This window comes from Variovorax sp. AC103 (assembly GCF_979254005.1).
This window is the reverse complement of record NZ_CEEDFC010000005.1, coordinates 1-13708: the sequence shown is the minus strand read 5'-3', so window position 1 is coordinate 13708 and position 13708 is coordinate 1. Positions and strand designations below refer to the sequence as shown.

At 62.4% G+C, this 13708-nt stretch carries 13 protein-coding genes and 1 pseudogene; 7 read left to right on the top strand and 7 right to left on the bottom strand.

Annotation, left to right across the window (positions count from 1 at the left end; translation table 11 throughout):
* Positions 1-392: 392 nt before the first annotated feature.
* Positions 393-2936 carry a DNA ligase D gene (gene ligD, locus AC0IYU_RS08685; RefSeq protein ID WP_472115272.1) on the bottom strand — a complete coding sequence of 848 codons (2544 nt, stop codon included), beginning with the start codon at positions 2934-2936 and terminating at the stop codon, positions 393-395.
* 15 nt (positions 2937-2951) lie between these two features.
* Complete coding sequence (locus AC0IYU_RS08680; protein ID WP_472115269.1) at positions 2952-3128, bottom strand: DUF3606 domain-containing protein; 177 nt, start codon at positions 3126-3128, stop codon at positions 2952-2954.
* A 201-nt stretch (positions 3129-3329) separates the two neighbouring features.
* Between AC0IYU_RS08680 and AC0IYU_RS08675 the strand changes: the two genes are divergently transcribed.
* From AC0IYU_RS08675 to AC0IYU_RS08665, 3 genes are all read left to right on the top strand, one after another.
* Entirely contained in the window at positions 3330-3818 is a 489-nt protein-coding gene (locus tag AC0IYU_RS08675) for a hemerythrin domain-containing protein (RefSeq protein WP_472115266.1), read from the top strand.
* A 336-nt stretch (positions 3819-4154) separates the two neighbouring features.
* Positions 4155-5375, top strand: coding sequence for a zinc-dependent alcohol dehydrogenase (locus tag AC0IYU_RS08670; RefSeq protein ID WP_472115263.1), 1221 nt, complete (start codon positions 4155-4157; stop codon positions 5373-5375).
* Positions 5376-5409: 34 nt separating this feature from the next.
* Positions 5410-5625: a DUF3606 domain-containing protein gene (locus tag AC0IYU_RS08665; RefSeq protein ID WP_472115260.1), complete on the top strand. Its 216-nt coding sequence runs from the start codon at positions 5410-5412 to the stop codon at positions 5623-5625.
* 153 nt (positions 5626-5778) lie between these two features.
* Here the strand turns inward: AC0IYU_RS08665 and AC0IYU_RS08660 are convergent, their stop codons facing one another.
* Entirely contained in the window at positions 5779-6045 is a 267-nt protein-coding gene (locus AC0IYU_RS08660) for a hypothetical protein (protein ID WP_472115258.1), read from the bottom strand.
* Positions 6046-6292: 247 nt separating this feature from the next.
* On the opposite strand from AC0IYU_RS08660, the gene AC0IYU_RS08655 reads away from it, so the two are divergent.
* Positions 6293-7165 (top strand): glucose 1-dehydrogenase, encoded by an 873-nt coding sequence (locus tag AC0IYU_RS08655; protein WP_472115255.1) that lies wholly within the window; start codon positions 6293-6295, stop codon positions 7163-7165.
* Between the two features lie 410 nt (positions 7166-7575).
* On the opposite strand, the gene AC0IYU_RS08650 is transcribed toward AC0IYU_RS08655, so the two are convergent.
* From AC0IYU_RS08650 to AC0IYU_RS08635, 4 genes are all read right to left on the bottom strand, one after another.
* Positions 7576-7818, bottom strand: coding sequence for a hypothetical protein (locus AC0IYU_RS08650; protein ID WP_472115253.1), 243 nt, complete (start codon positions 7816-7818; stop codon positions 7576-7578).
* 203 nt (positions 7819-8021) lie between these two features.
* Positions 8022-8732, bottom strand: coding sequence for a glycosyltransferase family 2 protein (locus AC0IYU_RS08645; RefSeq protein ID WP_472115251.1), 711 nt, complete (start codon positions 8730-8732; stop codon positions 8022-8024).
* A gap of 54 nt (positions 8733-8786) precedes the next feature.
* Entirely contained in the window at positions 8787-9164 is a 378-nt protein-coding gene (locus tag AC0IYU_RS08640; protein WP_472115248.1) for a DUF2934 domain-containing protein, read from the bottom strand.
* Between the two features lie 446 nt (positions 9165-9610).
* Positions 9611-9802 carry a hypothetical protein gene (locus tag AC0IYU_RS08635; protein ID WP_472115245.1) on the bottom strand — a complete coding sequence of 64 codons (192 nt, stop codon included), beginning with the start codon at positions 9800-9802 and terminating at the stop codon, positions 9611-9613.
* A 1129-nt stretch (positions 9803-10931) separates the two neighbouring features.
* On the opposite strand from AC0IYU_RS08635, the gene ku reads away from it, so the two are divergent.
* The 3 genes and pseudogenes from ku to AC0IYU_RS08620 form a co-directional block, all read left to right on the top strand.
* Positions 10932-11855: a non-homologous end joining protein Ku gene (ku, locus tag AC0IYU_RS08630; protein ID WP_472115243.1), complete on the top strand. Its 924-nt coding sequence runs from the start codon at positions 10932-10934 to the stop codon at positions 11853-11855.
* A 19-nt stretch (positions 11856-11874) separates the two neighbouring features.
* Positions 11875-12654, top strand: a complete 780-nt coding sequence (locus AC0IYU_RS08625) for an exodeoxyribonuclease III (protein WP_472115241.1) — start codon at positions 11875-11877, stop codon at positions 12652-12654.
* 360 nt (positions 12655-13014) lie between these two features.
* Positions 13015-13311: pseudogene (locus AC0IYU_RS08620) on the top strand (integrase core domain-containing protein); the annotation flags it as partial.
* Between the last annotated feature and the right edge of the window lie 397 nt (positions 13312-13708).

The following is a 13708-nucleotide window of genomic DNA, read 5'->3' as shown; positions in this document are numbered from 1 at the left end:
CTGCGCTAACGCGTAGGCGCACTTCGACGCACCGTGTCTGAGATTGGAGCTTGAGCGCATTCCCAGGCGCAGACCGAAGACGAGCCTGCAGAGACTGCGAACCCTGCGCTGGGACGCACGTCATAGCGAGCAGCTGCGTGCGGTGCGCTTGGGTTTCTAGCGCATCGAAGCATGGGCGCAGCGGCCGCAGACCGAATCGTCGCGGCGCACGGCGCCGGGCCGTCGAGGAACTGACCCGGCGGACGCGGTTCGCGCAATGCAAATGGGCCAAGGCACGCCAGCAGAACTTTCAGCATGCCAGCACGCCGGGGAGGTCCGCCTTCCGGCGCGGACGCTGGCGAATGCCGAGGCTATGCATGGGCATAGCTTCCTCTTGGCAATCCCGATGCCTGTCAACGCTTGTACCCCAGCAACTTCATCGCCTCTGCCAGCGGCTGGCGCGCCTTCCAGTAACCGGCCCACGGGTCGGAAATCTGGAATGACAGGTGCTCGCGCGCGGTGCGCACGTTCCACTGCGCGCCGCTCTTGAGCTTCGGGAGGTCGTCCCAGCTCACCGGAATCGAAACACCCAGACCCGGGCGCGCGCGCGCTGAGAATGCCGCCGCAGTGGTGGCGCCATGACCGTTGCGCAGGTAGTCGATAAAAAGTTTTCCCACGCGGTTGCTTGGCCCGCTCTTGGCGACGAAGCGCATGGGAATCGTCTTGGCCATGTGTTGGACGATGGCCTGGGAGAAGCCTTTGACCGTGTCGTAGTCATAGCGCGGTGCCAGCGGCACCACGACGTGCAGACCCTTGCCGCCGCTCGTTTTCAGCCAAGACTCGAGCCCGAGGGCGTCGAGCATCGTTCGCATGAGCGTCGCCGCTTCCTGGATGTGCTCCCAGGTCGTCCCCTCGCCAGGATCGAGGTCGAAAATCATCCGATCAGGCTTGTCGATGGCCTTGGCCGTCGAATTCCACGTGTGAAATTCGATCACGTTCATCTGCGCGGCGCCGACCAGCGCCTTCGCATTGCCCACCTCGAGGAGCGACGTGTGTCCCGGCCAGAGGCTTTCGGGCAGTTCGGTGATGCCCGGGATTCCGATCTTCTCGCCATGCTTCTGGAAGAAGAGCTCGCCCGTCACGCCGGAAGGTCCGCGCACAAGCGAGCAAGGACGACCTTTCAGGTGTGGAAGGATGAACTCGGCAACAGATTCGTAGTACCGCACCAGGTCGAGCTTGGTCACGCCTGTGCTCGCGTCGATCACGCGCTCACCATGGCTGACTTTCACGCCCGTGCCGGTGCCTGTCCCGGCCACGGCAAGCTTGCTGCCGGCGCTGGCCGCGGCCGGTGCGCCCTCAACCTTCGGCTGTTCTCTCACGATGGCCTCGGCCGGCTTGTCGTCCCGTAGCCCGATGAAGGATGCATGTCTGACCTGACCATCAGGCGTCCACTCGGCAAAAGAAACCTCCGCAAGCAGCACTGGCTTCACCCAGTGCTCGCTTCCTGCCTTCCTCTTCGACCATCGCCCCGGCTTCGACGCGCCCTTGCCGAACGGGGATGCCGCTACGGCCAGCGGCAGGAGCTTTCGCATGATTTCCTCGGCCTCGACTCCGCTCCAGCCAGTCCCTACGCTGCCGGCGGGCACCAGATCGCCGTTGTCGTCGTGGATGCCGAGAAGCAGGCTTCCAATCTGAGCACTGTTGTCGGTCCGATCGGTGTAGCCACAGACAACAAACTCCTGCCGAAGCTTGCACTTCAGCTTCAGCCACATCTCGCTGCGGCGAGAGACGTATGGCGCATCAGCCCGCTTTGCGATCACGCCCTCCATCTGCATTTGGCAGGCAGACCGAAGAATAGAAGCGGGATCTGCCGGGAAGTCGGCGCTGAACCGCACGTGCTCCGTGGCGCGTTGCTCGAAAAAATCGCGCAGCAGCGCGCGGCGATCCTTCAACGGTACGTCCCTCAAGTCGGCGCCTTCGAAGAAGGGCGCATCGAACACGAAGTAGACGATCTGATCAGCGCCTTGTTTGCGGTCGAAGGCGTTCTGCAGGGCACTGAAATCGGGTGCGCCGTTCGCGCCGAGCACGACGATCTCACCGTCAAGAAACGTGGAGTTCAAGCTTAGCGTTTTGAGCTCCGCCACCAACCCGGGCATCTTCGCCGCCCAGTCATGTCCGCCGCGTGTGATGAGAGCGGCTTTACCCTTTTCGATCCTGGCCATCAGCCGGTACCCGTCGAACTTGATTTCGTAGAGCCATTCGCCGGCAGACGGGATCCCAGCTGCCAGAGTGGCGAGCTGCGGCTTGATGGTCTGGGGTAGAGGCGCCTTGCGCGCACCAGCCGGCGGGTTCGATGGCACCGCCTGCGTCTTCGACAGCGCGAGCTGCCGGGTCTTTTTCTTCAGCGGCTTGGCGATCACGCTGTCCGGCAACGTCGTCACGACGTCATATTCAGCGTGCGGTCGCGCAAATTCATCCTTCTTCTTAAACAAGATCCATGGCTCTTGTTTTTCACCGCCTTTGGCAATGTTGACCAGCTCCCAGAGGCCTTCGAGTTTCTGGCCATGCAGGCGGAAGACCAGCTTGCCCGCAGCGAGTCCCGCACGCGGGTCGCCTACGGGTTCCCAGGTGCCGTTGTCCCAGACGATGACGGTGCCGGCGCCATATTGCTTCGGCGGGATGGTCCCCTCGAAGGAAGAGTAGGAGATCGGGTGGTCCTCCACATGGATGGCCATCCGCTTCTGCTTCGGGTCGAAGCTGGGGCCTTTGGGAACCGCCCAAGACAGCATCACGCCATCCAGCTCAAGACGGAAATCGTAGTGAAGGCGAGAGGCGGCGTGCTTTTGAATCACGAACGAGAGCGCACCGGGGTTGGCCTTGCCACCTTCGGCGGGCTCGCTCGTGATCGTGAAATTGCGCTTCGCTCGATAGAGCGACAGCGCGTCCCCTTGAGTCACAGTGTCGCCGCCGTGCTATTTTTTTGCCAAGTGCTCGCGGACTTTCTCGGCGGAATTGCCTACCGCCTTTACCGCCGCGCGAAGCTCGCCGGGAGTGCATCCCAGGCTTTTGGACCCATCACGCACTTCGTAGTCTTGTTCAAGCGAAACAAGCTTGCGGTCGAGCGCGGTTTTGTTGCTGTCGTCCGTCATGGCGGGTCACTCCAAAAAAGCCACCTTGCGAGGCTTCGCAGGCTGCCGATGTAGGCGGTCGTCGCAAGCGCGGCTCAGAGAGAGACAGTTCGCGCAACCCGCGATCTTGAAAGCGCCCGACGCGTCATAGAGAAGCGGTCCTACCGCGGCGCTCCGGCCGAACTGCAATCTACGGTACTCCACAACACAGGAGATTCCACGATGACCACCAAACGCGCAGCACCAGATGCATGTTCCTTGCTGGATACGGATCACAAGAACGTCAAGAAAATGTTCGCCGCCTATGAAGAGCTGACCTCCTCGAAGTCGGCCTCCGCACGCGCCAAGAGGCGCGATTTGGCGATGCAGATCTGCATGGAGCTGACCGTCCATACCCAGATCGAGGAAGAAATCTTCTATCCCGCAGTGCGCGAAGCCATCAAGGACACCGACCTGCTGGATGAGGCCGACGTCGAGCACGCCAGCGCGAAGGACCTCATTGGCCAGTTGCAGGATGCTGCCGAGGTCGACGACATGTTCGACGCCAAGGTCAAGGTTCTGGGGGAGTACATCGATCATCACGTCAAGGAGGAGCGGAACGAACTCTTCCCCAAGGCGAGGGCGGCGCGCAAGCTCGACCTCGTCGGGATGCGCGAGACGCTCGCGGCCCGCAAGGAAGAGCTGATGGCCGAGATGGCAGTTATGGCTTAGTGCCGGCGACGGCGCAGCCCTCTCGAAGCCGCCTTGAAGGGCGGCTTTGTCATTCATGCGAGAGGCAAATGACAAGCAAGAATGCCGATGAAGGCCAGCCGTTGCTCCCACCGGATCGATACCCAGCGCGACGAGCGAGCTGAATGCACCCCGGTCGCGCTTTGAACTTTCAGGACGGCCAAGCGCGAGCAGCTATCGGCAATGGCGGAGCGGCGCGCACGCCGACTGCTTGTGCTCCTACAACGAGGCCGGGTTGCTAGACCTAATTTTCACCGTTGGGGCAGCCCATCAATGAATCTCTTCACGCTTTCCACCCCATCAAAGGAACACCCCGCCATGAAAGCCCTGACCTACCAGTCATCCAAGAACGTCAGCGTCGAAACGGTACCTGATCCGGTGCTGGAGCAGGACGACGACGTTCTGCTGCGCGTGACCGCTACGGCCATCTGCGGCTCCGACCTGCACATCTTCCGCGGCAAGATTCCCGACATGGAGTCCGGCGACATCCTGGGCCACGAGTTCATGGGCATCGTGGAAGAAACCGGCAAGGGCGTGACGCGCCTGAAAAAGGGCGATCGTGTGGTCGTCCCGTTCACCATTGCCTGCGGCCAGTGTTTCTTCTGCAACAAGACGCTGTTTGCCGCGTGCGAGACCACCAACCCTGGGCGCGGGGCCATCCTCAACAAGAAGAATGTGCGTTCCGGCGCCGGGCTCTTCGGCTACTCGCACCTGTACGGCGGGTATCCCGGCGGGCAGGCAGAATACGTGCGCGTGCCCAAGGCGAACGTGGGTCCGCTGGTGATCCCGCCGGGACTGGCCGACGAGCAGGTGCTGTTTCTCTCGGACATCCTGCCCACCGGCTACCAAGCGGCCGTGAACGGAGAAGTGGGGCCGGGCTCGACGGTGGCCATCTTCGGCGCCGGGCCGGTGGGCCTGATGGCAGCGGCTTCGGCACGGCTGCTGGGGGCCGAGCGCATCTTCATGGTCGACGAACACGCCTATCGGCTCGAGTTCGCACGCGCCACGTACGGCGTTGAACCGATCAACTTCAAGGACATCGACGACCCCGCAGGCGCCATCATCGAGCGAACCGATTTCCGCGGCGTCGATGCCTCCATCGACGCGGTCGGCTTCGAGGCCAAGGGCAGCACGCTGGAGACCGTGATGACCGACCTCAAGCTGGAAGGCTCCAGCGGCAAGGCGCTGCGCCAGGCCATCGCGGCCACGCGCCGTGGCGGCGTGGTCAGCGTGCCCGGCGTGTACGCGGGCTTCATCCACGGCTTCCTGTTCGGGGATGCCTTCGAGAAGGGCCTTACTTTCAAGATGGGCCAGACGCATGCGCAGCAGCACATGCCCAAGCTGCTCGAACACATCCAGGCGGGCGACCTGAAGCCCGAAGTAATCATCACCCACCACATGGCGCTGGAAGACGCGGCGCGCGGCTACGAGATCTTCGAAAAGGCGGAGGAGGAGTGCCGAAAAGTCGTGCTGACGCCTTCGGGGCCGCGACCCCTGGCGCCTCTCGCCGCCGACGCCGAGCGGACGCTGCCGCTCTGAGCGGAACTTCTTTCAGCACCAAACAGGAGACCTCATGACAAATCCGAACGAATCCACGACACCCCGCATCGACAGGCACGACGCATCGCAGGTCGAGCGATGGACCCGCGAATTCGGCGTGACCGACGAACAGCTGGCTGAGGCCATAACCAAGGTCGGCGACAAAGCGGCCGATGTGGAGTTGTACCTCAAGGGCAGCCGCAGCTCGACCAATGCAGACACCGCGGACGCCGCTGAGAAGGCGAAGTAGCTCTCCACCCGCTGGCGCGATGGGGGCCCAGCGTTTGAGGCTTGGGGTTGGGGCGCATCGAGCTGGAAGCCGCAACATGCGTGTTCGCGACGGTGGCGAGGGCCGCCGGATGCTGCGCGGCCATCCGCGCACACAGGCGATCTGCAAAAGTGCTTAGAACTGGCCTCGCCGGTCGCCGGTGCGGTCGTGAACCCAGCGCATCGCTTGTTGCTCTCCATGTCGAATTGCCTCCGCCGCGGTGCTGTAGACGATCTCTTCCGTGTCGTTCGGAAGTTGCGTCTCTTCCTCATCCGCGGGCGTACGCACAAGAACGATGACCGGGCGATAGCCGCCTCGCTGCGCCTCCACGCGAAGTTCGAATCGGAAGCCGCGGTACTCCAGGGAGTGGCCGTCGGAGCTGGGTATGTTGTCGTTTGTCATGGGTGTGCCTTCGCGAGATGCGCAAAGCGTGCGCTACTGCCGGCGAGACGGGATGCAGGCACGCGGGGGCTGAGTCTGAAGGACGGGGCCCCGTGCGAGCCCGAGGTTGGGGAGTGGCCGAAGTCGCGCGCCCCCGATTCGCGGCAAGGAGGCGCGAGGTCGAGCACTTGTCCGATGGAAGCACGCGGGCCGAAGGGTAGCTTGGGAGCCGAACCCATTCGAACCCGCAACCGAAACGGAGCGCACCATGACAGACCCACAGCACGCAGGCCCCCGTCCGCCCTTCGACACACCGGAGCAGTCGCCGCCCGGGTTGGAGTCGAAGATGGAGCCCAAGCCGGACTTCGGCGAGACCTCTTATGTCGGGAGCGGCAAACTCAAGGGGAAAGCGGCACTGATCACAGGCGGAGACAGCGGCATTGGCCGCGCCGTGGCGCTTGCCTTCGCGCGGGAAGGCGCAGACGTGCTGATCTCGTACCTGGCGCAGGAAGAATCCGATGCACAGGCCTGCAAGGAACTGATCGAGCGCGAAGGCAGGGTGTGCGTCGCGGTGCCGGGCGACATCTGCGAGGAGGCGCATTGCAGGAAGCTGGTCGACACCGCCGTGCAGCGCTTCGGCAAGCTCGACATCCTCGTGAACAACGCGGCGTTTCAGATGAGCCACAAGGACTTGGGGGAGATCAGCGCCGAAGAGTTCGACCGCACCTTCCGCACCAACGTCTATGCCAACTTCTTTCTCTGTAAGGCGGCCGTGGCGCACATGAAGCCGGGCAGCGCGATCATCAGCACCGCCTCGGTCAACGCCGACAAGCCGAACGCCACGCTCGTCGCTTACGCGGCGACGAAGGGTGCTATCCAGAACATGTCGGGCGGCATGGCGCAGCTGCTGGCCGACAAGGGCATCCGCGTGAACTGCGTGGCGCCGGGCCCCTTCTGGACACCGCTGATTCCTTCGACCATGCCGCCGGACAAGGTGAAGGAGTTCGGCACGCAGACGCCCATGAAGCGCCCGGGCCAGCCCGCCGAGCTGCAGGCGGTGTACGTGCTGCTGGCGTCCGACCAGGCGAGCTACATCTCCGGCGCGACCATTCCGGTGACGGGCGGCGTGCCTTTCATCTGAGGCAACCGTGATATTCGCGCCTGTGCAGATCGGCGCGAACCACCCGCCCCGGACTTGTGCGTTCTACGACTGCGTGCTGATTCATGTCGGCCTTCAGCGGGCACAGGCGGCTTCGACTGGCCCTCATCGGGCTGCATTCATTCGCCGAGTTTCGACGATCTCTTCGAGCACTTCTTCAAGGCTCGACCAAGTCGGAAACAAGATGGCGTCGTCCGAAGAACTCCAGCGGCCACCGGCGGATATCAGTTGCGTGGCGAGTTCCCCTGTGGCTCCCACGAGGGCGGACTGTGACCACCCAACTCTTGGCAAGGTTTCTCGCACATCGCAGCCCAGTCGTATGGCCAGTTTCTGAGCGCGCAGTCCGCTCCGACCTGCAGGAGAAAGCATGGCAGTCCTCCAATTTCCCGGCGTCAGGTGCCGTGTTCGCTCGCTGCACGAGCCTCCCACTCCTGGATGAACTGGTCGGCGCGAAACTGCAAGCGGGCTCGGGCTGCCTCTCGGCTGCCTTGCAGTGCAATGACGAAGACACAAAGAGTCTCTCTGCCTTGCCGCAATTCGGCCTTCCCCGACACCGCGCCGTCGGCGTTCTGCGTCAGCACGACATCGCAGTGCCAGCCGACTGGCAGATCGAGGTCGAGACCAAGAAGAGGCATGGCAGCAGGATAGGCCTTCTGGTGGGGCGCCGCCAGTTTTCCATGGCTCGCATGGTTTTTTGACGCTTGGCCAAAAGACTCATCCCTGTTCGGACGAAGAGTGCGCGCGCCGTCTTTCGTGGGGCTGCGTCTGCAGTTCGCTGTGGCTTTTCCGCGATGTCGCTGTGTCTGTGTAATGGAGCGGCGCGCTCAGTGCCGGCATGTCAAGCGGGCACAGCCGAGGCCTGACTTGGAACCGCCGCCTCGGCAATGCGCTGTGCTACGGCGTTCAACAGCGCGCCCGCGAACCCGCCCGGTGCTCGTGCTTCAACACGCGCGCTCGTTACCACTCGGGGCAGTGAGCTCCACGCGATCTGTCGACCGGCAGCGACCAGCGCGGCGACCAATGCCTCGTCTTCTCCGCAAGTGAGATGCTTGAAGCCGCCGACCTCACGGTATGCCTCCGCGGACACACCGAGGTTGGCCCCGTGCACATGACGATGACCGTCGCGATCAAAGTATGTTTCACCGAAGTGCGCCTGCAGCAGGTCGGCGTTGGAGCCGTGCGGTGACCAGTCCTGCACGCAAACCGTGCCACAGACCACATCCACCTGCAACGCGAGCTGGTTCGCCAGCCACGCTTCCGACACCACGGTGTCCGCATCGGTGAAGGCGAGCCAGCGAGCGCCGCGTGCCAGCATGGCTTGTGCACCGACGGCGCGGGCCATGCCCACGTTTCGCGCGCGAACGCTGACAGTCATTGCACCGGTGGCGGCAGCAAGTACACAAGTTGCGTCGGTGCAATCGTCCAGAACGACGATCGTTTCCACCAGTTCGCCCTTCAAGGCGGGATGTTGCCCAGCACATTGAACTGCGGCGAGACAGCTGCTGATGACCTGCTCTTCGTTGTGTGCCGGGATGACGATGCCGATCATGGGAATAGCTCCGCTGTATTGCTTGTTTGGCGTGGTGGGCCGGGAATCTCGATGCTATGTGCCGCTCTTTGGATCCATCTTCGCTTCGGCCTCAAGCCAATCGCTTGTTTCGTCGCCTGGCCCCCCATTGCGGCGCAGATATGCCTCGTACGCGGCCCGCCGGATCGCGTCATCACGCGTATCGGCGCTCGAAGGGAACACTGTCGAATCAGCGTGCCCTTCGCTGGAGGAGACCTCGGCCTGCGAATCTTCCGCGTCTGCCTGCTCGGCCTCACCCGGGTAACCATGCGACTTGTTTGCCTCGCGTCCCATTCGGCTCCCCTCGGCAGGGCTGTCCTGACCAACGGCCCGAGCTTGGTCAAGATTGACCGGTGACATCTGCTTTTGACTACCACTCTGCTTCATCAAAACTCCTTGAAAGGTGAGCGTCACGCAGGGTAGGGACCGTGGCGTGCCTTTTTATGTAGGACGCAATCCCCCTCCGCGGCAGGGCGCAAATTCAGTTCGGAACTTAATCTGGGTTAATGCAGCCACCAATGACATGACGCACGATGGCGCCCTCGCCCGATCCAAGCGTTGGAGAGGTCCTGATTGATGATGCTGCGCTGGCCAGGCGCCTCTGGTTCGTCACGATGCTCGATGCCGTTCAGCATCGACAAGAGATCTATGACTTTTCAGCCTCACGGCGCTGCGGCGGGTGGCGCACTTTTTTTGCGGGACCCATGCCCGGCTCCTGGCGGTAGGTCGGTCCCGCGGCTGTGAGGGCCAGGTTCGCTCATCACAGGTCCAGGTCCTCGACAGTCGGCGTCGGGCCGTGAGCTTTGCGCAGAAAGCGCGCCCAGTCCGTGCATTCGCCTCTTGCAATTCCCACCGCAAGGTTAGCGTCGGCTCGTTGCAGCGCGCACCACGGCGGCTGTCGCAAGAAGAATGCTGGCAGTCAACGCAGCAATTGCCAACAATCCTTCCGGCGTCACCTGCACTCGCGCCTCGATTTGCAAAGGCTTCGTCTTCAAAATGAACGCCGCCGTCTGAGAAGGAGCCGGACGAACGTCCGGTGTCTGTTCTTCCAAAGCCGTCTCCTAGCCTGGCGAGCGAGCAGTGCCGGCCGACAACGTCGTGCTCGGAACTAAAAATAGTTCTGTCAATGTCCGGACATCGACAACTGGCACGCCCGAATCACGCTCTCTTTGGACGGCGAGGTGCAAAAGCGCGAGCGTCGCGAGCAACGTCAAAATTGCGACGAGCAACCAAAATTCGCCGCCGGGTCCGCGGCGAAAGGGGCGGTGTGGGCTGTCCATCATTCAACGTCCTTTTTCTGCAAATGTTGTTGAGTCGTTTGGAGGCATCATGAGTTTTACGGGCGGGTATGAACTCAGCAAACAGATGATTTCTGTGACCTCCAAGCTCCTACATAGCCCCGACCTGGATCGCATCGCGGTGGCTTTGCAATCAGCCGAGCCGCCGCGGCTTGCCACGAACGGCAGTCATCTACGCTGGGACGCGTGCTGCGTGCGCAACGACGTACCGACGCCCGGGCCCCCTTTTGGCGAATGCGTCCATTGCCCTGCATTTCCGCCTTGCAGCGCTCAATATGCTGCCCGTCCAAAACCGAGCAAGTCGGCTCCGAACGCGGCAATCTGCCGAAACGGTTGGTCGCCTGAGGATCACGGGAGATCAAGGCGCGATGAGCGACGCCGTGTCCAGCGCAAGCTGCGCGTTACGACCTCAAGCGGAACTTGCTCACGCGCAAAGACCTAACTTTCCTACGTAGCTTGGACTTTCATGGCCCGACACCGAAGGTATGAAAAACCTATTTCTTCGCACGGTTGCCCCGATGCTCGTCTGTGGCGCGCTGGGCGCAGTAGCAACGGGCCAGGCGACGGCCCAGTCCACTGGAAACCCGAAGGGAACGGCCGCGCCTCCCTCCAGCGATGCGCAGAAGGCGCCTGCGGCTCGGCCGCCTACGAGCGGATTTGGCGATAGCGGCAAGATCATCACGGACGAGAGCACTGCCAGGGCACGCACCCAGACAAGCAAGCCGCCAGCTTCCATCGGCGGCGGCAAGGCGACCCGGGACGGCGAGCCCGGTAAGTCCGGAAGCGGGTCCACCGCCGGCGGCGCCAACCCGTCTGCCAAGCCAGTGCCTCAATAACTGCCGCCGAAGGGCGGGCAACTGATCGTTTTTCAACAAGGATTTCCATGGCCACCAGCAGCAGAACCCTGTGGAAGGGCGCGATCACCTTCGGCCTCGTCCACATTCCCGTGGGCTTGCACACTGCCAGCATCGAGCAGGGCGTCGACTTCGACTGGCTCGACAAGCGCAGCATGGACCCCGTGGGTTACAAGCGCATCAACAAGAAGACGGGCAAGGAAATAGACAAGGACAACATCGTCAAGGGCGTGGAATACGAGGACGGCAAATACGTGGTGATCTCCCCCGACGAGATCGAGGCGGTGTATCCGCGCACCACGCAGACCATCGAGATCCAGCGCTTCATCGACGCCAACGAGATTCCGTTCGTGTTCTTGGAGCGACCCTACTACGTCGCGCCGATCAACAAGGGCCAGAAGGTGTATGCGCTGCTGCGCGAGGTGCTCATCAAGACCGGCAAGGTCGGCCTGGCCAAGGTGGTGATCGCGACAAAGCAGCACCTGGCCGTGTTGGTGCCTTCGGGCAAGGCGCTTGTCCTGAACCTTCTGCGCTGGGGCGACGAGGTGAAGACGCTCGAAGGGCTCGACCTGCCTGCGGCCGGTGTCAAAGGTGCCAACGTCACAGCCGCCGAGATGAAGATGGCCGAGCAACTGGTCGGCGACATGTCGGGCAAGTGGAACCCCGACGACTTCAAGGACGAGTTCAAGCACGCGGTGATGAAGATCGTCGACAAGAAGGTGAAGGCCGGTGAAACCGAGACGGTGATCCAACCAGAGGAAGAGGCCCCCGGCGATTCCGCGCAGATCATTGATTTGACCGAGCTGCTCGCGCGCAGTTTGAAAAGCGGGAAGAGCGCAAAGGCTCCCCCGAAGGGCACGGCTACGGCGAAGAACGACGGAAAGGACAAGCGACCGGCCCGCAAGGCTGCGGCGAAAAAGGCCCCGCCTGCAGCCAAGCGCAAGGCTGCGTAGACGACGCGCAAAGCGGTTCGTGCGCGTAGCCACCTACAACGTCAACAACGTCGTCGCGCGACTTCCTCAGCTGCGCGCCTGGCTTGAAGTGACCAAGCCAGACGTGGTTTGCCTGCAGGAGCTCAAATGCGTCGAATCGAATTTTCCGTATGAAGAGCTCGCCACCCTCGGCTACGAGGCGCTGGTTCACGGCCAGAAAACATGGAATGGCGTAGCAATCCTCTCTCGAGGGTCCACCCCTTTGGAAATACGCCGCCAGCTACCCGGTGACCCGGCGGACAAGCAGAGTCGATACCTCGAAGCAGCCGTCGATGGCATCGTGGTGGCGTGCCTGTACCTTCCCAACGGCAATCCCTTGCCGGGCCCGAAATTCGACTACAAGATGGCTTGGTTTGACCGCTTGTATCGCCATGCGTCGACATTGATCCGATCCGGCCATCCCGTAGTGCTTGCAGGGGACTTCAATGTCGTCCCCACGGACGACGACATCTATTCCACAGCGTCCTGGAAAGACAACGCGCTTCTGCAGCCGGAGCCGCGCGCGGCATTCCGAAAATTGGTGAAGCAGGGATGGACGGACGCGCTCAAGCCAAAGCAGGGCCAGGTGACCCCGTACACGTTCTGGACCTACCTTCGCAACAGGTGGCCACGTGATGCGGGCTTGCGCATCGATCATCTTCTGGTGAGCAAAGCGCTCCTGCCGCGGCTGGTATCCGCTGGCGTTGACAAAGCCATGCGTGGTCTGGAAGGGGCCAGCGATCATGCCCCAGCATGGATAGAACTGGATCACCCTGCCTAGAGCTTGCTGCCCAAATTGATCGCCACCGCGCGTCTTGCGGCGCGCGGTCGCCGGGATCGATGCGTTCCACCAATCAGCTCGGGCTCTTTGCGTTTTTCTGTCCAGAACGACGCAAAGCGAAACATGAATGGGCACCGCACGCACGTTGGACGCAAGCTGGGCGGGCGCTGATGCGTATGAGCAATGCAGATGCGAACGGCACCGTGCATGCCGCTCGCAAGGCTTCTATTTGGGGGGGTGAAATCGACCACGCCGTCATCGGCAATCACGATCGGCCAGTCGGTTACCGTGATGTCCTTGAGAAGGACGCTGTCGGTAGCCGCGTCGTTGGCCGTGACGACCGCAGCTGACGTGGTGTACAGCATCCGGTACACGGAACGACTCGGCGAGGCTGGCATTGAGCCATCAGTGGGCAGCAAAGGCGACTCCTGTGACAACGCCCTCGCCGAGACGATCAACGGCCTCTACAAGGCCGAGCTGATCCATCGCCGGGCACCGTGGAAGACCAAGGAGTCGGTGGAGTTCGTGACGCTCGAATGGGTGTCCTGGTTCAACCACCATCAACTGCTCGAACCCATCGGCTACATCCCGCCCGCAGAAGCTGAGGCAAACTATTTCCGGCAACTCGCCAGTCAGTCCGCCAAGACGGCGGCATGACTTAAACCAACTGGCCTCCATGAAAGCCGAGGCGATTCACAGAGGTGGCGCGCGTGACTTTGAGAGCCAGCCGAAGGCGGCGGACCTCAACCTGCATTGACGCAACTAGGGTCTCGACGAACGTTCTTCGAAGAGGGGCCCCGATCTTCCAGTTGTAGATTTAAGCTGCGCGTGGGCGAGACCTCCTAGACTCTTGATAGCCCCTTCCAAGCGCGGGTCGTCGAGATACCCATAGTTAATGCGCAGATGCCGGGTATATCGGCGGTCGGCTGAAAACAAATGGCCCGGCGCTACGCCTATGCCGAGCCGAAGAGCGTCCTGGTGCAGTGCGAGCGAGTCGACACCTTCTGGCAGCGCGAGCCACAGGAAATAGCCACCCTCGGGGCGCGTGACCCGC

What these genes read in the sequence shown, in the direction of transcription:
- AC0IYU_RS08655 (WP_472115255.1), top strand. Translation starts at nt 6,293, where the DNA reads ATGACAGACCCACAGCACGCAGGCCCCCGTCCGCCCTTCGACACACCG.
- AC0IYU_RS08665 (WP_472115260.1), top strand. Translation starts at nt 5,410, where the DNA reads ATGACAAATCCGAACGAATCCACGACACCCCGCATCGACAGGCACGAC.
- AC0IYU_RS08675 (WP_472115266.1), top strand. Translation starts at nt 3,330, where the DNA reads ATGACCACCAAACGCGCAGCACCAGATGCATGTTCCTTGCTGGATACG.
- AC0IYU_RS08650 (WP_472115253.1), bottom strand. Translation starts at nt 7,818, where the DNA reads ATGCCTCTTCTTGGTCTCGACCTCGATCTGCCAGTCGGCTGGCACTGC.
- AC0IYU_RS08645 (WP_472115251.1), bottom strand. Translation starts at nt 8,732, where the DNA reads ATGATCGGCATCGTCATCCCGGCACACAACGAAGAGCAGGTCATCAGC.
- AC0IYU_RS08680 (WP_472115269.1), bottom strand. Translation starts at nt 3,128, where the DNA reads ATGACGGACGACAGCAACAAAACCGCGCTCGACCGCAAGCTTGTTTCG.
- AC0IYU_RS08670 (WP_472115263.1), top strand. Translation starts at nt 4,155, where the DNA reads ATGAAAGCCCTGACCTACCAGTCATCCAAGAACGTCAGCGTCGAAACG.
- ku (WP_472115243.1), top strand. Translation starts at nt 10,932, where the DNA reads ATGGCCACCAGCAGCAGAACCCTGTGGAAGGGCGCGATCACCTTCGGC.
- AC0IYU_RS08660 (WP_472115258.1), bottom strand. Translation starts at nt 6,045, where the DNA reads ATGACAAACGACAACATACCCAGCTCCGACGGCCACTCCCTGGAGTAC.